Source organism: Pseudomonas sp. 8(2025), from assembly GCF_052665325.1.
This window is the reverse complement of record NZ_JBQOIE010000002.1, coordinates 528,773-546,091: the sequence shown is the minus strand read 5'-3', so window position 1 is coordinate 546,091 and position 17,319 is coordinate 528,773. Positions and strand designations below refer to the sequence as shown.

At 64.5% G+C, this 17,319-nt stretch carries 15 protein-coding genes; 8 read left to right on the top strand and 7 right to left on the bottom strand.

The features are described from left to right. Nucleotides 1-41 precede the first annotated feature (41 nt). From ACUXVH_RS06335 to lpdA, 8 genes are all read left to right on the top strand, one after another. On the top strand, nt 42-1,823 hold the full coding sequence (locus tag ACUXVH_RS06335) for a fatty acyl-AMP ligase (RefSeq protein ID WP_065364782.1): 1,782 nt from the start codon (nt 42-44) through the stop codon (nt 1,821-1,823). Continuing rightward, nucleotides 1,820-2,728, top strand: coding sequence for an acyl-CoA desaturase (locus ACUXVH_RS06330; protein ID WP_015633759.1), 909 nt, complete (start codon nt 1,820-1,822; stop codon nt 2,726-2,728). The genes ACUXVH_RS06335 and ACUXVH_RS06330 overlap by 4 nt, the downstream gene beginning before the upstream one ends. 31 nt (nt 2,729-2,759) lie before the next feature. After that, nucleotides 2,760-3,716: an acyl-CoA desaturase gene (locus ACUXVH_RS06325; protein WP_015633760.1), complete on the top strand. Its 957-nt coding sequence runs from the start codon at nt 2,760-2,762 to the stop codon at nt 3,714-3,716. A 52-nt stretch (nt 3,717-3,768) separates the two neighbouring features. Beyond that, nucleotides 3,769-4,089: an acyl carrier protein gene (locus ACUXVH_RS06320; protein ID WP_011058644.1), complete on the top strand. Its 321-nt coding sequence runs from the start codon at nt 3,769-3,771 to the stop codon at nt 4,087-4,089. Between the two features lie 18 nt (nt 4,090-4,107). Continuing rightward, the gene (locus tag ACUXVH_RS06315) at nt 4,108-6,087 is read left to right on the top strand and encodes an alpha/beta fold hydrolase (protein WP_015633761.1); all 1,980 of its coding nucleotides are present in this window, start codon (nt 4,108-4,110) and stop codon (nt 6,085-6,087) included. A 37-nt stretch (nt 6,088-6,124) separates the two neighbouring features. After that, a complete protein-coding gene (locus tag ACUXVH_RS06310) occupies nt 6,125-6,322 on the top strand; it encodes a rubredoxin (protein WP_011058646.1) in 198 nt (65 codons plus the stop codon). Nucleotides 6,323-6,524: 202 nt separating this feature from the next. Next, nucleotides 6,525-7,286: an alpha/beta hydrolase gene (locus tag ACUXVH_RS06305; RefSeq protein WP_169892889.1), complete on the top strand. Its 762-nt coding sequence runs from the start codon at nt 6,525-6,527 to the stop codon at nt 7,284-7,286. Further along, nucleotides 7,283-8,737 (top strand): dihydrolipoyl dehydrogenase, encoded by a 1,455-nt coding sequence (lpdA, locus tag ACUXVH_RS06300; RefSeq protein ID WP_015633763.1) that lies wholly within the window; start codon nt 7,283-7,285, stop codon nt 8,735-8,737. The genes ACUXVH_RS06305 and lpdA overlap by 4 nt, the downstream gene beginning before the upstream one ends. A 57-nt stretch (nt 8,738-8,794) precedes the next feature. On the opposite strand, the gene tauD is transcribed toward lpdA, so the two are convergent. From tauD to ACUXVH_RS06265, 7 genes are all read right to left on the bottom strand, one after another. Further along, nucleotides 8,795-9,634, bottom strand: coding sequence for a taurine dioxygenase (tauD, locus tag ACUXVH_RS06295; protein WP_065364783.1), 840 nt, complete (start codon nt 9,632-9,634; stop codon nt 8,795-8,797). A gap of 251 nt (nt 9,635-9,885) precedes the next feature. Continuing rightward, on the bottom strand, nt 9,886-10,725 hold the full coding sequence (tauC, locus tag ACUXVH_RS06290) for a taurine ABC transporter permease TauC (protein ID WP_053148493.1): 840 nt from the start codon (nt 10,723-10,725) through the stop codon (nt 9,886-9,888). Next, nucleotides 10,722-11,516, bottom strand: a complete 795-nt coding sequence (gene tauB / locus ACUXVH_RS06285) for a taurine ABC transporter ATP-binding subunit (protein WP_011058651.1) — start codon at nt 11,514-11,516, stop codon at nt 10,722-10,724. The genes tauC and tauB overlap by 4 nt, the downstream gene beginning before the upstream one ends. A 27-nt stretch (nt 11,517-11,543) precedes the next feature. Next, nucleotides 11,544-12,521 (bottom strand): taurine ABC transporter substrate-binding protein, encoded by a 978-nt coding sequence (gene tauA / locus ACUXVH_RS06280; RefSeq protein ID WP_065364784.1) that lies wholly within the window; start codon nt 12,519-12,521, stop codon nt 11,544-11,546. 173 nt (nt 12,522-12,694) lie between these two features. Beyond that, on the bottom strand, nt 12,695-14,278 hold the full coding sequence (gene gshA, locus ACUXVH_RS06275) for a glutamate--cysteine ligase (RefSeq protein WP_065364785.1): 1,584 nt from the start codon (nt 14,276-14,278) through the stop codon (nt 12,695-12,697). 215 nt (nt 14,279-14,493) lie between these two features. Then, nucleotides 14,494-14,877 carry a PaaI family thioesterase gene (locus ACUXVH_RS06270; protein ID WP_011058654.1) on the bottom strand — a complete coding sequence of 128 codons (384 nt, stop codon included), beginning with the start codon at nt 14,875-14,877 and terminating at the stop codon, nt 14,494-14,496. Further along, nucleotides 14,877-17,201, bottom strand: coding sequence for a Tex family protein (locus ACUXVH_RS06265; protein ID WP_011058655.1), 2,325 nt, complete (start codon nt 17,199-17,201; stop codon nt 14,877-14,879). The genes ACUXVH_RS06270 and ACUXVH_RS06265 overlap by 1 nt, the downstream gene beginning before the upstream one ends. Nucleotides 17,202-17,319 lie beyond the last annotated feature (118 nt).

Sequence of the window (17,319 nt, the reverse complement as noted above, 5' to 3'; positions counted from 1 at the left end):
ATCCAGCCATCTCAGCGCATGTAGCAGTTGATGATCTGCCGTTGGCTGAAGTCCCGGGCATCGAATGTTTAAGTTCGGTTACCGAAGTACTGGCCTATCGCGCATGGCGGCAACCCGATGCCATTGCCTTCATCCATCTGCTCGATGGCGAGCGGGAGGAGGCGTCGATCAGCTACGCCGAACTGTGGAAGCGTAGTCAACGATTGGCCGCCGCGCTGCAGATCTTCGAGCCCCGTGAAAAACGGGTGCTGATGCTGTTCGAGACCGGTATCGACTACATCGTTTCACTGTTCGGCCTGCTGCTGGCCGGTGCCGTGGCGATCCCGGCCTTTCCCCCAGTGGGGACCCGGGGGCTGGAGCGGCTGGCACTGATCTGCGCTGATGCCCATCCGCAACTGGTGCTCACCAGCTCGCGCTTCATGCGGTCCCGGGAGCGGGTCAACGCTCTGCTCCAGGGTGATTTGTCCGTGCCCCAGTGGGTTGACCCGGAGCAGTTGGCCGAGGCGGATTCATCCTGGCGCGGGCAGGCGCTCGCCCACGGCCAACTGGCCCTGCTGCAATACACCTCGGGCTCCACCTCGGCGCCCAAGGGCGTGATGCTGACCCACGACAACCTCTACAGTAATTGCCGCAGTGCCAGCCAGTGGATGGGCCCGGCCAGGAGTCGCGTGGGTTGCAGCTGGCTGCCGCCCTATCACGACATGGGCCTGATGGGCGGAATCCTGCAGCCGATCTTCGATGCCTTCCCTACCGTGCTCATCAGCCCCGGGCACTTTGTCCAGCGGCCGCTGCGCTGGCTGGATGCGGTGTCCAGGTACGGCGCCGACGTCACCATCGCGCCCAACTTCGCCTTCGACCTGTGTGTCGAAAACATCACCGACGAGGAACTGGCAGAGCTCGACCTGAGCAAGCTCAAGGCTATCTATTGCGGGGCCGAGCCGGTGCGCCAGAGCACCCTGGCGCGCTTCTCCGAACGTTTTGCCGCCGCCGGCTTCAACCCGGCGGCCCTGGGCCCCTGCTACGGGTTGGCCGAGGCCACCGTACTGGTCTCGGGCAAGCGCCACGATGAGCCGGCGTTCAATACCCAGGTGGATCGGGACCAACTCGCCAGTGGCACCCTGGCCATCGTCGATGCCGAGGATGCCCGGGCCCTGCCGCTGGTCAGTAGCGGCAGGGTCGCCCCGGGCCTGCGCGTGGCGATTGTCGACCCTGTCAGCCTGCAACCGGTGGCGGACGGCCAGATCGGCGAGATCTGGGTCCAGGGCGACAACGTGGGCGCCGGCTACTGGGGCAAGGAAGCGCTGAGCCAGCAGGTGTTTCGCGCCAGCCTGCCGGGCATCCATGGGCGTTTCATGCGCACCGGCGATCTTGGCGCGCTGCACCGCGATGAGCTGTTCGTCACCGGGCGCCTCAAGGACCTGATCATCATTGCCGGGCGCAACCTGTATCCCCAGGACCTGGAGCTGGCGGTGGAAAGCGCCGACCCGCGCATCCGCAGCAACGGCTGCGTGGCGGTGGGCATCGATAACGGCCAGCAGGAACAACTGGCGATCGTGGCCGAGGTCAAGCGCAGCGAGAAACTCGATGAAGCCCAGCAGGAACAGCTGCGCCAGGTGATCACCAGTGCGCTGGTCAGCCAGTTCGGCGTGGCCCCGGCGCGCATCCACCTGGCGCCCATGGGCGGCATTCCACTGACCACCAGTGGCAAGGTCCAGCGCCAGGCCACCCGCAAGGCCCTGCTCAACGACACGCTGGCGCGCTATGGCGCCAGTCGCGCGGCTGCGGCACCTACCCTTAAAACTGCTACGGATGCCCTGTCATGACGGCCATGAATCCTCATATCGACCGCACCGGCCAGCGCGAGCGGCAATTGGCCTGGCTGACGGTCGCAACTCCGGCAGTGGGCACCGTGGTGGCCCTGGTGCTGGCCTGGCATCAGGGCATCGGCTGGCTGGAAATCGGCGCGCTGGCCAGCATGTACCTGCTGACCGCCCTGGGAGTGGAAGTGGGCATGCACCGGTTCTTTTCCCACCATGCGTTCAAGGCCGGCCCGGTGATCACCGCATTCTTCGGCATCGCCGGTTCGATGGCGGCGCAGGGCCCGATCCTGTTCTGGGCGGCGACCCATCGCCAGCACCACGCCTTCACCGACAAGGAAGGCGACCCGCATTCGCCGCGTCCGCTCAAGGCGGGTTTTATCGGCAATATCCAGGGCTGGTGGCACGCTCACCTGGGTTGGCTGTTCAGCCTGCGCAAGCAGAACTGGAGCCAGTTCGTGCCGGACCTGCTGCGCGATCGACTGATCATGCAGATCAACCAGCGCTACTACCTGTGGATCATCCTCGGCCTGCTGCTGCCCAGCCTGGCATGCGGGCTGATAACCCGCAGCTGGGAGGGCGCGCTCAGCGGCCTGCTGTGGGGCGGCTTCGTGCGGATCTTCTTGGTGGACCACGCCACCTGGTGCATCAACTCCTTTGCCCACCGGGTTGGCGGCCGCGACCACAAGACCCGGGATACCAGCCGCAACGTGTTCTGGCTGGCGATTCCGACGGTAGGGGGCGGTTGGCACAACAACCACCACGCCTTCCCGGCGCTGGCCCATGCCGGCCTGAAACCCTGGCAGTTGGATATTGGCGGCCTGTTCATCGAGCTGCTCGCCCTCTGCGGCCTGGCCTGGGATGTCAAACGGCCCGGCCCGACCGTGGCTGCAGAACCTTCAGAAAGCTGATTGCCGGTCCCTACCTCACAGGAAGCAATTCATGGACGAGATACTCACCAACACAGCGACACCAGAGGTCGGCGGGGTTGCCCAGCTGAGCCCGAGTGCGGCCAGGACCAAGGCGCGGATCGCGCTGGCAGTCATGCTGGTGCCCCTGTTCGGGACCTTCGAGGCAATCCGGCTATGGTTCACCGGCCAGGTCCATGCCCTGGATTTCATCCTCTTCGCGGTGTTCTACGCGGTGCAGATGTTCGGGGTTTCCATGGGCTACCACCGTTACCTGGCCCATCGTGCGTTTAAGACCTCGCGGCTGATGAGCAGCCTGATGCTGATCGCCGGTTGCATGGCGGCCCAGGGGCCGATCCTGTTCTGGGTCACCACCCATCGCCGGCACCACACCTACAGCGACCAGCACGGTGACCCGCATTCCCCCAACCTCATGGGCCAGAGCCGCTGGCAACGGGCCAAGGGGCTGTGGCATGCGCACATGCCGTGGATGCTGGCCCCGGACATGTCGAGCTGGAACTTCTTCGCCCCGGACATCCTGCGCGACCGCCGGCTGTTCTTCTACAACCAGACCTACCTGTTCTGGGTGGCCCTGGGGGTAATCCTGCCAGGGGTGATCGGCGGGCTGGTCAGCCAGAGCTGGTCCGGTGCCTGGAGCGGCCTGATCTTCGGCGGCCTGGCGCGGATCTTCGTCGCCAACCAGGCGGCCTGGTGTGTGGGCTCCATCTGCCACCGCTACGGCGCTCGCCCGTTCGTGACCCACGACCAGAGCACCAACAACTGGATCGTGGCCTTCCTCACCTTTGGCGAGGGGCTGCAAAACAATCACCACGCATTCCCTGCCTGGTACCGGCATGGCGTGCACTGGTGGGAGCCCGACCTGTCGGGCTGGACACTGGCGTTAATGGGCAAGCTGAGACTGGTCTCAGACCTGCGTTCCCCGTCCCAGGCAATGATCGACAAAGTCCGCAAGCGCCAGGCCTCGTCCTGAAACGCCCAATCGGCTGATCGTATTAACCACCTCACTCATCAAGGAAGATCCTATGTCCAATTTCATCTCCAATTTGCTGAGCACTCTGAGCTTCTCAGAGAAAAAACAGGCGGCGGTCGAACTCAACGAGGACAGCATCAAGCATTGGCTGGTGCAGAAGATGGGCGCGCTCTTGAAGATCGATCCTTCCCAGGTCGATACCGCCCGCAGCTTCGAGTCCTACGGCCTCGATTCGCTGGTAGCGGTGAAGGTGGCGGGTGACCTGGAGAAGTTCATGGAGCAGCGCCTGTCGCCGGCCCTGCTGTTCGAATACTCCAGCATCGATGACCTGTCCAAATACCTGGCCAATGAACTGACCACATCCGAAGTTTGACTTCGCAGGAGCTTGGCCATGGCCATTGCACAGATGCCCTCGCAAAAAAACGATAAATTCAATGACCTGCTCCGACGCTCTCAGGAGATCGAGGGCCTGCGTCTGACCGACGCAATCCCCAAGCACCTGTATCAGCCGCGGGTATGGCGCGGGATGCTCAGCTTCGTCGTCAGCTACATGCTCTACATCGGTGCCATCGTGGCGGTCGCCCACGTGCACTGGATGTTCTACCTGCCGCTGTGGCTGGTGGCGGGCCTGGGCGGCTGGGGCCTGTTCTGTGTCGCTCACGATTGCGGGCACAACTCGTTCTCGCGCAACCGCAGCTTCAACCACATCCTCGGGCACATCGCGCTGCTGCCGTTGCTGTACCCGTTCCACGGCTGGCGCCACATGCACAACATGCACCACGCCAACACCAACAACCTGGAAATGGACGTCGACTGGCGCCCGGTGCTGCGCGTGCAATATGACGCCATGCCCTGGTGGGACAAGCTGGTCTACAGCAGCACCCGCACCTGGCTGTTCTGGCTGGGCACGGTCAACTACCAGCGTCACTCGGGCTTCCGTCCGTCGATGTTCCACAAGCTCGAAGCGCGCAACGAAGTGCGTCGCTCGATCCTGTTCATGGTGGTGGCTGCGCTGATCTACCTGCCGACCCTGGTCTACTTCACCGGCTTCACCGGTCTGTTCCTGTACTTCATCGCCCCGTGGCTGGCGACCCATGCCTGGTTCAGCCTGACCACCATGATGCACCACATCAGCGACGAGACCCCGTTCCTCACCAAGGAACACTGGAGCTTCAACAGCAGCCGCCTGCTGCTGACCACCGACTACATGTACCCCAAGTGGCTGCTGTTCCTGACCCACTACATTTCGGTGCACACCGCGCACCATGTGGCGCCGATCATTCCCCACTACAACCTGCCCGAAGCCCAGGCCGCGTTGAAGACGGCCTTCCCCGGCATGGTCCGGGAAAAGCCCATGACCGTGCAGGACGTGTGGCACGTGGCGCGTAGCTGCCACCTGTACGACCCGGTGAACGGTTTCTATGAGTCCTTCGACCAACCAGCCCAGGCGGCCGGTGACCCGAGCACCCCCGGAGCCCGGGCCGCCAACGGCCCGTTGACCATGAAGCAGCAGATGCTGCGCAGCTACATGGGCGTGCTGGGATCGGTGTCGCTGGAGACCGCCGGGGCCAAGGCCACCGACCTGTTCGGCTACACCCGGGAATACATCAAGCAGCCGGACAAGGAAATGAGCCCCCTGGGCGCCCAGCGTTTCCATATCAAGGGTATCCCCGGCGTTCCCCATGGCTATCAGTGGGGCACGGGCAACCAGACCATCCTGCTGGTCCATGGCTGGGGTGCGGACAGCCGCAGCCTGTATTCCTTCACCCGGGTCCTGCAGCGCCAGGGCTTCAAGGTCGCGACCTTCGATGCGCCGGCCCACGGCATCTCGCCGGGCTCGCTGAGCACCATGACCGAGTTCAAGGACGCGGTGAAAGCGGCGATTGTCGCCCTCGGTGACGTGGTGGGTATCGTTGCCCATTCCCTGGGCGGGATCGCCGCCACCGGAGCCCTGGCCGAACTGGCCGAGACTCATCGGATCAAGGCCTTGTGCCTGCTGGGCTCGCCGGCCAACCTGCCGGTGGTGATCCAGCGCTGGGCCAACGGCTACCTGAAGCTCAAGCCGGCGGTGGTCCAGGCCATGCACCGGGAACTGTGGAAACGCAACGGCGTGCCGGTGGAGCACTGGGATATCCCGGCGCTGGGCAACGCCCTGCAACTGCCAACCCTGGTGCTGCATGACCTCAACGACCCGATCGTGCCGTTCTGCGAAGCGCAGCAGATCACCACGCTGATGCCATGGGCCAAGCTGGAGCCGGTGTCCGGGCTCGGGCATGTGCGGATCCTCTCCGATGCCGCGGTACTGGAGCAGGTGGCGCAGTTCCTCGTGGAGAACGTCAAGGTGGCCGAAGTGGCTCAGGCCAGCGCATGAGAACAACGCATAACCCTTTGATGATGGTTGACCACCCATGAGCACCTACGCTGAAAACGCTGTGGCCGAATCCGGCCTGTGGATGTGCCTGATCTGTGGTTGGATCTACGATCAACGCCTTGGCGATCCGGATTCGGGGGTGCCTCCGGGCACCGCCTGGGACGACATTGCCGAGGATTGGACCTGCCCGGAATGCGGCGTGAGCAAGTTGGACTTCAACATGGTGAAGCTGTAGCCCAGCGCTTGAATTCTGTAGTCGATGAGGAAGGAAGATGGCGACCCAAGAGCCAAGGCCGGCACCTGCCAGGGGCCGGCGCAACAGCTTCAGGAAGATGCTCTTCAAGGGCATTTACAACGGGGTTCTGGGGCTGCTTCGCTGCAGCTTCTGGATCGAGTCGCGGCTTTTTCCCCAGCGCGCTGCAGCACGGGCGCTGAAGATGTTCACGACGCCACAACGGCTGCGCCAGCATTTTCCGCAGACCTTGCCCAGCGCCACGGTGCAGGACCTGGAAACCGACCAGGGGCGCCTGCGCTGCTTTCGCTGGACTCCACCGCAGGTCCGGCGCCGGGTGGTGCTGGTGCACGGTTGGAGTGGCGCCAGCACCCAGTGGCAGTACCTGATCCCGCTGTTGCTGGAGGAGGGCTGCGAGGTCCTCTCCTTCGACTGCATCGGCCATGGCGGCAGCGGCGGTCGGCAGGCCTCGCTGCCGACCTTCGTCAGCATGCTCGACCAGGTGCAAAAGCAACTGGGGCCCTTCGACACCGTGATTGGTCACTCCCTGGGCGGCGCTGCCGCCGGGTATGCCTTGAGCACTCCGGTCGGCAAGGGTTTCCAGCGGGCGGTCCTGGTGGCCGCGCCGGCCGATATCGAAAACGTGGTCCGGCGCTTTGGCGCATTTTTGTGGATCAACGATGACGTCAGGCAACGCATGCAACTTCTGGTTGAGCAACGCTATCAGAAGGACATGGCCAGCCTGGCGGTCAGCCGTTATGGGCGTCAGGTGGAGGTCCCGGTGCTGCTGGTGCATGACCAGCAGGATCAGGAAGTCCCGGCAGATGACCTGCAATCCTTCGCCGAAGGCTTGCGACACCGGCGGGTCTTGCAGACTCGCGGGTTGGGCCATCTGAAAATTCTCAAGGACAGCGCGACCATGGAGGCCGTGGTCGAGTTTGTCTGTGCAAAGGACGGCAACCTATGAGTGAAAGTTACGATGTGATCGTTATTGGTGCGGGTCCCGGCGGCTATGTCGCCGCCATCCGGGCCGCGCAACTGGGGCTCAAGACAGTCTGCATCGAGCGCTACAAGGGCAAGGATGGCAAGACCGCCCTGGGCGGGACGTGCCTGAACGTTGGCTGCATTCCCTCCAAGGCACTGCTGGACAGTTCCCACCACTACTACGAAGCGCGCAACGGCTTCGAAGTGCACGGCATCGCCATCAGCAATCCGCAGATGGATGTGCCGGCCATGCTGGCGCGCAAGGACAACGTGGTGCGCAATTTCAACGGCGGCATTGCCTCGCTGTTCAAGGCCAATGGCGTGGCCCTGCTGGAAGGTCACGGCAAGCTGCTGGCCAACAAGGAAGTGGAAGTCACCGCCGCCGATGGCAGCACGCAACGCATCAGCGCCGGCAATATCATCCTGGCTCCCGGCTCGCGGCCGATCGACATTCCCGCGGCGCCCCTGGCCGGCGAGGTGATAGTGGACTCCACCGGCGCCCTGGAATTCACCCAGGTGCCCAAGCGCCTCGGGGTGATCGGTGCCGGCGTCATCGGCCTGGAACTGGGGTCGGTCTGGGCACGCCTGGGGGCTGAAGTCACAGTGCTGGAAGCCCTCGACAGCTTCCTCCCGGCGGTGGATGCGCAGATCGCCAAGGAGGCACAGAAGATCCTCGGCAAGCAGGGCTTGGATATCCGCCTGGGCGCCCGGGTGACGGCCTGCGAAGTGCAGGGCGACAGCGTCAAGGTCAGCCTCAGTGAGGCCGGCGAGGACAAGCAGCAGGTGTTCGACCGGCTGATCGTCGCCGTCGGTCGCCGCCCCCTGACCACCGATCTGTTGGCCGCCGACAGCGGCGTGCACCTGGACGAACGCGGTTTTATCCACGTCGATGGCCAGTGCTGCACCAGCGTCCCCGGGGTGTTCGCCATTGGTGACGTGGTACGCGGCCCGATGCTGGCGCACAAGGCTTCTGAAGAGGGGGTGATGGTGGCCGAGGGGATTGCCGGGCATCGGCACCCGTTGAACTACGACCTGATCCCCTCGGTAATCTACACCCACCCGGAAATCGCCTGGGTCGGCCAGACCGAGCAGGCCCTCAAGGCCGAGGGCGTCGAGTTGAACATCGGCACCTTCCCGTTCGCTGCCAGCAGCCGGGCCATGGCGGCCAACGACACCGCCGGGCTGGTCAAGGTGATTGCCGATGCAGGCACCGACCGCGTGCTGGGCGTGCATGTGATCGGGCCGGGCGCGGCGGAGCTGGTTCAGGAAGGGGCCATCGGCATGGAGTTCGGCACCAGTGCCGAGGACCTGGGGATGATGGTGTTCTCCCATCCGACCCTGTCCGAAGCCCTGCATGAAGCCGCGCTGGCCGTGAATGGCCAGGCGATCCATATCGGCAATCGCAAGAAGAAAGCCCCCGCCGGCGTCAAATAGCCAGTGGCCCCGGCCCCGCTCATGCAGCGCGGCCGGGGTTTGCTGCATCCCCGCGTTTCAGCGAAAGAACGGCACATCCCCAAGAATGGTCGCGCGCTGCATCACCCGGCGCTGTGGACGGTAGTCGTCCACCGCATAGTGCTGGGTCACGCGGTTGTCCCAGAAGGCAATGTCGTTCTCCTGCCAGCGCCAGCGAATGGTGAATTCCGGGCGGGTGGCGTGGGCGAACAGCAGTTGCAGGATGGCTGCGCTTTCGCTTTCCGACAGCTCGTTGATCCGGGTGGTGAAGCCGTCGTTGACGAACAGCGACTTGCGCCCGCTCACCGGGTGCGTGCGGATCACCGGGTGCGACAGCGGCGGGTTCTTGCGCCGGGTTTCTTCCCAGCGCGCCAGGTCCTCGGGGGTGTTGCCGAAGCGCTCCAGAGGGAAGGACTTGGTGAAGTCGTGGGTCGCGGTCAGGCCCTGCAGCAGATTCTTCATTGGCTCCGACAGCGCCTCGTAGGCGGCAATGCCGCTGGCCCACAGGGTATCGCCGCCGAACTCCGGCAGCAGCTTGGCGCTGAGCACCGCGCCCAGGGCCGGGGTCGGCAGAAAGGTTACGTCGGTGTGCCAGATGGCGTTGTCGCGCACGTCGGTCTCGGCGGTATCGAGGATCAATACCTCCGGCTGCTCCGGCACATTGGGGTAGATCGGGTGGATGTGCAGGTCGCCGAAGCAGGCGGCGAAACGCGCCTGCTGCTGCGGGGTGACCGGCTGGTTGCGAAAGAACAGTACCTGATGCTTGAGCAGCGCCTGCTCGATGGCGTCACGATGTTCGATGCTCAAGGGCTGGCTGATATCGATGCCGCCGATCTGGGCGCCGAGGGCGGAGCTTAGAGGAGTGATGGTCAGGCTCATGGTCGTTCTCTTGTACGGCGCCGGACGTCGGCGTGGTCGGATTCGGTTTATCTGCATCAATCTTGAAATCGCTGGCATGCACGGCTCTTGTAGCCGCTGCCGAGCCTTGGCGAGGCTGCGAACGGCTGCGCAGCAGACGCAAACCCTTGCAGCGCGGTCGTCCTGGTCGATCGCTGCGAGCGCTGTGCGCTCGGTCGCAGCTTCGCGGGGGCTACAGACAGCCGAGGCAATCGACGCAAGGCAGGCGCCAGTCAGTGGCTCTGGCCATGCCAGGGCACCAGCTTGCGCTGCAGGGCGCGCAGGCCCATTTCCATGGCGAAGGCGATCAGGGCAATCACCAGGATCCCCAGCACCACCACATCGGTGACCAGGAATTGCGCGGCGGACTGCACCATGAAACCCAGGCCGCTGGTGGCGGCAATCAGCTCTGCCGCCACCAGGGTCGACCAGCCCACGCCCAGGCCGATGCGCACGCCGGTGAGGATGTCCGGCAAGGCGCTGGGCAGGATCACATGGCGAATCAGCTGGGCCCGGGTAGCCCCCAGAGACTGGGCGGCGCGCAGCTTCGCCGGGTCCACGGTGCGCACGCCGGTGGCGGTGGCGATGGCGATCGGGGCGAAGATCGCAAGGTAGATCAGCAGCACCTTGGACAGCTCGCCAATGCCGCACCAGATGACGATCAGCGGCAGGTAGGCCAGGGGCGGAATCGGCCGGTAGAACTCGATCAAAGGGTCGAGCACGCCACGGGCGATGCGGTTGGCGCCGATGGCGATGCCCACCGGAATCGCCGTCAGCACGGCAAAGCCCAGGGCCAGGCCGATGCGTTGCAGGCTCGCCGCCAGGTGCTGCCATAGGGTGGAATCCATGTAGCCGCTGGTGGCCAGCAACCAGCCCTTTTGCAGCACCGCAGAAGGGGGCGGCAGGAACAGCGGCTCGATCAGGCCGGTGGCGGTGACGGCCCACCACAAGGCCAGCAGGACCACCAGGGTCAGCACGCTGATCCAGCGGGTGCTCAGGCTGCGGCGCGCGATTTGTGGCGCTTTGGGGTTGGCCTCGCCGGTGGCGGTGGCGGGAATCTCGTAGCTGCTCATGGCCGCTCCTGCTGCTGGGTGGCGCTGCGCTGGGAGAACACCCGGGCCAGCACGTGTTCGCGGGTTTCGATGAACCGCGGGTCGGACTTGATCGCCCGCGCCGACTCACCGGCGGCGTAGCGCTGGCCGAAGTCCAGGTTCAGGCGTTCGACGATCTGCCCCGGGTTGGGCGCCAGGAGAATCAGGTCGGTGGCCAGGAACACCGCTTCCTCGATGTCGTGGGTAATCAGGAACACCGGCTTGGCAGTGCGCCGCCAGACTTGCAGCAACAGCTCCTGCATCTGCTCGCGAGTGAAGGCATCCAGGGCACCGAAGGGTTCGTCCATCAGCAGCACCCGCGGGTCGGCCGCCAGGGCGCGGGCCAGGCCCACACGCTGCTTCTGGCCACCGGAGAGCTGCCAGATGCGGCGCTTGTCGAAGCCGGCCAGGTCCACCAGGGCAAGCATTTCCCGAGCCCGGGCTTCGCGCTTGTCGCGGGCCACGCCGGCCAGCTCCAGGCCGAAGGCGACGTTGCCCAGCACGTCCTGCCAGGGCAGCAGGGCATCGTCCTGGAACACCACGCCGCGTTCGGCGCTGGGGCCCTGCACCGGTACGCCATCGAGCTGGATGCGCCCGGCGCTGGGTTCGACGAAGCCGGCAATCAGGTTCAGCAGCGAGGTCTTGCCGCTGCCGGAAGGGCCCAGGGCGACCAGCAGTTGCTGTGGCCCCAGGGTCAGGGAAATATCCGCCAGCACCGGTTCGGCGGCGCCGGGGTACTGTGCGCTGATGCGCTCCAGTTGTAGCAAGGCCATGACGGCTATCTCCTGTCCTGACGCGGGTTATTCAGGGATGAACTTGGCGCTGACGTAGGGGGCGTAGTCCGGCAGCACTGCCTCCACCTTGCCCTGCTCCTTGAGGAACGCGGCGGTGTCGGTGATGGCCTTGGTGGTCGGCGCACCGAGGCTGACCACCTGGTCGGCGGCCAGCGGGTAGACGTTGCCCTGCAGCAGCAGCGGAATATCGCTGGCCTTGGCCCCGGAGAGCTTCACCAGCTTGTCGACGTTGCCCTGGTTGGCCAGCCAGGCTTGCGGGTCCTTGCGGTACTGGGCGTAGGCATCCAGGGTCACCTTGGCGAAGGCCGTGACGATTTCCGGATGCTTCTCGGCAAAATCCTTGCGCACGATCCAGGCATCGAAGGTCGGTGCGCCGAACTTGGCCAGTTCACCGGAGGTGATCAGCACCTTGCCGTTTTCCTTGGCCACGCCCAGGGCCGGGTCCCAGACGTAGGTGGCATCGATATCGCCGCGCTTCCAGGCGGCGATGATCGCCGGTGGCGCGAGGTTGAGGATCTGCACTTTCGAGGGGTCGATGTTCCAGTGCTTCAGGGCTGCCAGCAGGCTGTAGTGGCCGGTGGAAACGAAGGGCACGGCGACTTTCTTGCCGACCAGATCCTGAGGGCTGTTGATCCCGGAACCGTCCCGGGCCACCAGGGCTTCGGCGGCGCCGATCTGGGTGGCGATGAGGAAGGTCTGCACCGGCACCTTGCGGGTGATGGCGGCGGTCAGCGGGCTGGAGCCCAGGTAGCCGATCTGCACATCGCTGGAAGCGATGGCGGCGATGACGTCGGCGCCGTTATCGAATTTGCGCCAGTTGATTTTGGCCTGGGTGGCTTTTTCGTAGCTGCCATCGGCCTGGGCCACTTTGGCCGGGTCGACGGTGGTCTGGTAGGCGACGGTGACGTCGGCCGCCTGGGCGAAGAAACTCGCTGCGGCCAGGGACGCGGCCGCCAGGAGGCGAAGGGGGAAATGCAGTTTCATGGGAGGCTCCTCATAGGCGGCCGGTGATCGGCGTGGGAGGAGACTAAATGATCTAAGAATGCAGAAATAAATAACTTATTTGCATTAGCTTATGAGGGGAATATGCAGCGTGTTGTTCGCCGGCCAGCCGGCTCCTACGGGAGGGGTGTAGGAGCCGGCCGGCCGGCGAAGCGTCAGTTGCTGATGGCCAGGATGCTGGCCTGGTAGGCACCGACGAACACGTCGAAATCACCCACCTCGTTCTGTTCAAGCTCGGTCTGCTGTTCCAGGGATTTGCGCGCCGCTTCTTCGAACGCGGCTTGCTCTTCCTTGCTCAGGGCCTGGCTGCGGAAGTACTCGGCATGGGCCTGGCTCTGGCGCAGGGAGAACTGGGTGAAGCTCTCCTTGTGCTCGCTCATGGCCGCCAGCACCTGGGCCGAAGGGGTCAGGGACGAATCCTTGACCTTGGCCAATTGGGCGTCCAGGGCCTTGCTGTGCACGTCGCTGCCATGGCTCTGGTCGAGCAGGGCGGCCAGAGGGGCGATCTGCTCCAGCAGTTGGGCGGCCCACTCCTTCATTTCCACCGGCTGGCCATGGCGTTGCAGCTGCAGGCCCGGGCGCCGGCCTTCCTTGACCACGGCGAGGAAGTTCGAGGTGGCATTGCCGCACTCGTTGTTCTCGAACAGCGGGCTGTCGTTGAGTGCGCAATACAGCAGGAAGGCGTCGAGGAAGCGGGCTTCCTGGATGTCGATGCCCAGTGGCAGGAACGGGTTGATGTCCAGGCAGCGTACTTCGACGTACTGGATACCCCGGGCCATCAGCGCCTGGATCGGCCGCTCGCCGGTGTAGGTCACGCGCTTGGGGCGGATGTTGGAGTAGTACTCGTTTTCGATCTGCAGGATGTTGGTGTTCAGTTGCACCCACTCGCCATCCTTGTGGGTGCCGACTTCCACATAGGGCACGTAGGGCGTGGCCACGGCCTTGCGCAGGCTGTCGGTGTAGCTGTTCAGGTCGTTGTAGCAAGGGGTCAGGCCGGCCTGGGCCTTGCTCTGGTAGCCCAGGTCGCTCATGCGCAGGCTGGTGGCGTAGGGCAGGTACAGGGTCTCGGCGTCCAACTGCTCCAGCTGGTGCGAGCGGCCGCGCAGGAAGCCCGCGTCCAGGGCCGGCGAGGCACCGAACAGGTACATCAGCAGCCAGCTGTAGCGACGGAAATTGCGGATCAGCGCGATATAGGCCGAGGACTGGTAGTCACGGTCGGTACCGACAAAGCCCTCGGCCTGCTTGAGCAGCGGCCATAGCTGTTCCGGCAGGGAAAAGTTGTAGTGGATCCCGGCAATGCACTGCATGGTCTTGCCGTAGCGCAGGGCCAGGCCCTTGCGGTACACGTACTTGAGCTGACCGATGTTGGAGGTGCCGTAGTAGGCGATGGGGATATCTTCCTCGGCCGGCAACGGGCACGGCATCGATGGACTCCACAGGTACTCGTTGCCGAGCTTGCTGTAGGCGAAGCGATGAATCTTGTCGAGGCTGGCCAGGGTGTCCGCCGGGTCCTTGAGGGCCGGGGTGATGAACTCCAGCAGCGACTCGGAGTAGTCCGTGGTGATCTGTTCGTTGGTCAGCGCGGAACCCAGTTCTTCCGGGTGCGGGGTCTGTGCCAGGCGGCCTTCGCCGGTGACACGCAGGCATTCACGTTCGATACCGTGCAGGCACTGCTCGAGCAGAGAGAGGTTAGCGCGCTCGCCGAGCAGAGCCAGGCGGCGGTTGAGAAGTTCGCTCAAGTTGGATTCCTTCACGCGTCAGTCGCCCCAATATGGGGGTGGGCAGGACGGTCTACAAGGGTGAAGTTAAAACTGGCGTTTTCGCCTGGTTTTTGAGTCAAGCCGACTCGCCTGAAAACGCCAATCCTTCATCCCTGAATCTGGCTTTAGCGCGGGCAGAAAACTCCGACGCCGCTTTTGCAGCGCCGAAATTAACCCAAATACATGACAGGGAGCTATAGGACCGCGAAGGTGCCTTGTGCTTTTGCGACCAGTTTGTCGCCCTGGATCACATCCGCTTCCACCACCAGGGTGCGGCGGCCGGGGTGGATCACCTTGGCCCGGCACAGCACCTCGCCCTCGGCCACGGCGCGGATGTAGTTGATCTTGCACTCGATGGTGGCGCTCTGCTGGTCGAAGCCGTGGGTGCTGGAGCAGGCCAGCCCCATGGCAATGTCCACCAGGCTGAAGATCGCCCCGCCGTGCAGCTTCTGCCCGCGATTGCGCAGTTGCGGGGTCAGCTCCAGGGCGACGTCCGCTTCGCCGGTTTCCAGGCGTTGCAGACGGCAGCCGAGCAATTGGCTGAAGGCGCTTTCGGTCAGGCCGGCAGGGATCTGCATCAGCGTTTCTTCAACTGCTTGGCGTTGGCGAACAGCGAGGCCATGGCGTTGTTGCTCGGAGCGGGCGCGGCGCTCTCCTTGCGCGGTGCATTGCCCTGGGAGGAGCGTGGCGCCGAGCCGGGGCGGGAGCCACGGGCACCGTCGATCTTCTCGCCCGGGGTGTCGCCCATGCGCATCGACAGGCCGACGCGTTTGCGCGGGATATCGACTTCCATGACCTTCACTTTCACCACGTCACCGGCCTTCACCGCTTCGCGTGGGTCCTTGATGAACTTCTCCGACAGCGCCGAGATGTGCACCAGGCCGTCCTGGTGCACGCCGATGTCGACGAAGGCCCCGAAATTGGTGACGTTGGTCACCACGCCTTCGAGGATCATCCCCAGTTGCAGGTCCTTGAGGTCTTCGACACCGTCCTGGAACTCGGCGGTCTTGAACTCGGGGCGCGGGTCGCGGCCGGGCTTGTCCAATTCCTGGAGGATGTCGGTGACGGTGGGCAGGCCGAAGGTTTCGTCGGTGAACTTTTTCGGGTCCAGGCGCTTGAGGAAGCCGCTGTCGCCGATCAGCGAGCGGATGTCGCGGCCGGTGTCGGCAGCGATGCGTTGTACCAGCGGGTAGGCTTCCGGGTGCACTGCGGAAGCGTCCAGCGGGTTGTCGCCGTTCATCACACGCAGGAAGCCGGCGGCCTGTTCGAAGGTCTTTTCACCCAGGCGGGCGACTTTTTTCAGCGCGGCGCGGGTCTTGAAGGCACCGTGTTCGTCGCGGTGGCTGACGATGTTCTGCGCCAGGGTTGCGTTGAGGCCGGAGATCCGCGCCAGCAGGGCCACGGAGGCGGTGTTGACGTCGACGCCCACGGCGTTCACGCAGTCTTCCACCACCGCGTCCAGGCCACGGGCCAGTTTCAGTTGCGAGACATCGTGCTGGTACTGGCCGACACCGATGGATTTCGGGTCGATCTTCACCAGCTCGGCCAGTGGATCCTGCAGGCGGCGGGCGATGGACACCGCGCCACGGATCGATACGTCCAGGTCCGGGAATTCCTTGGCCGCCAGCTCCGAGGCCGAGTACACCGATGCACCGGCTTCGGAGACCATGACCTTGGTCATCTTCATGGCCGGGTATTTCTTGATCAGCTCGGCCGCCAGCTTGTCGGTTTCCCGGCTGGCGGTGCCGTTGCCGATGGCGATCAGGTCCACCGAGTGCTTGGCGCACAGGGCAGCCAGTATGCCCAGGGTCTGGTCCCACTTGTTGTGCGGCACATGGGGGTAGACGGTGGCGTGGTCCAGCAGCTTGCCGGTGGCATCCACCACCGCCACCTTGCAGCCGGTGCGCAGGCCCGGGTCCAGGCCCAGGGTGGCGCGCGGGCCGGCCGGAGCGGCCAGCAGCAGGTCGTGCAGGTTGTGGGCGAAGACGTTGATCGCCTCGGTTTCCGCGCCATCGCGCAGTTCGCCCAGCAGGTCGGTTTCTAGGTGGGTGTAGAGCTTGACCTTCCAGGTCCAGCGCACCACTTCGCCGAGCCATTTGTCGGCCGGGCGGTTCTGGTTCTGGATGCCGAATTGCTGGCCGATCATGCCTTCGCACGGGTGCATGGTGCCCGGCAGTTCGTCACCGACTTTCAGCGCGGAGCTGAGAATGCCTTCGTTGCGGCCACGGAAAATTGCCAGGGCGCGGTGCGACGGCATGCTTTTGAGTGGTTCATCGTGTTCGAAGTAGTCGCGGAACTTGGCGCCTTCCTCTTCCTTGCCGGCGATCACGCGGGCGCTGATGGTGGCTTCCTGCTTGAGGAAATTGCGCAGCTTTTCCAGCAGGCTGGCGTCTTCGGCGAAGCGCTCCATCAGGATGTACTTGGCGCCTTCCAGGGCGGCCTTGACGTCGGCCACGCCTTTTTCGGCGTCGACGAAGCGTGCGGCTTCGGTTTCCGGAGCCAGGTTCGGGTCGTTGAACAGGCCGTCGGCCAGTTCGCCGAGGCCGGCTTCCAGGGCGATCTGGCCCTTGGTGCGGCGCTTCTGCTTATAAGGCAGGTAAAGGTCTTCGAGGCGGGTCTTGGTGTCGGCCAGCTTGATGTCGCGGGCCAGCTCCGGGGTCAGCTTGCCTTGCTCTTCGATGCTGGCCAGGATGCTGATCCGCCGTTCGTCGAGTTCTCGCAGGTAGCGCAGGCGCTCTTCCAGATGACGCAGCTGGGTGTCATCGAGGCTGCCGGTGACTTCTTTCCGGTAGCGGGCGATGAAGGGCACGGTGGAGCCTTCATCCAATAGAGCGACGGCCGCTTCGACCTGTTGTGGGCGTACGCCGAGTTCCTCGGCAATGCGGCTGTTGATGCTGTCCATAAAACCACCTGACAAATTGTGAAAGCAGGCCCGCGGGCACGAAAATAAGGCCCGGCGAGTCTGGTTGAGCGGCCTGGCCCGCGCCGCCACCTGGATCAAAAGGCTGCCTGTTGACCCG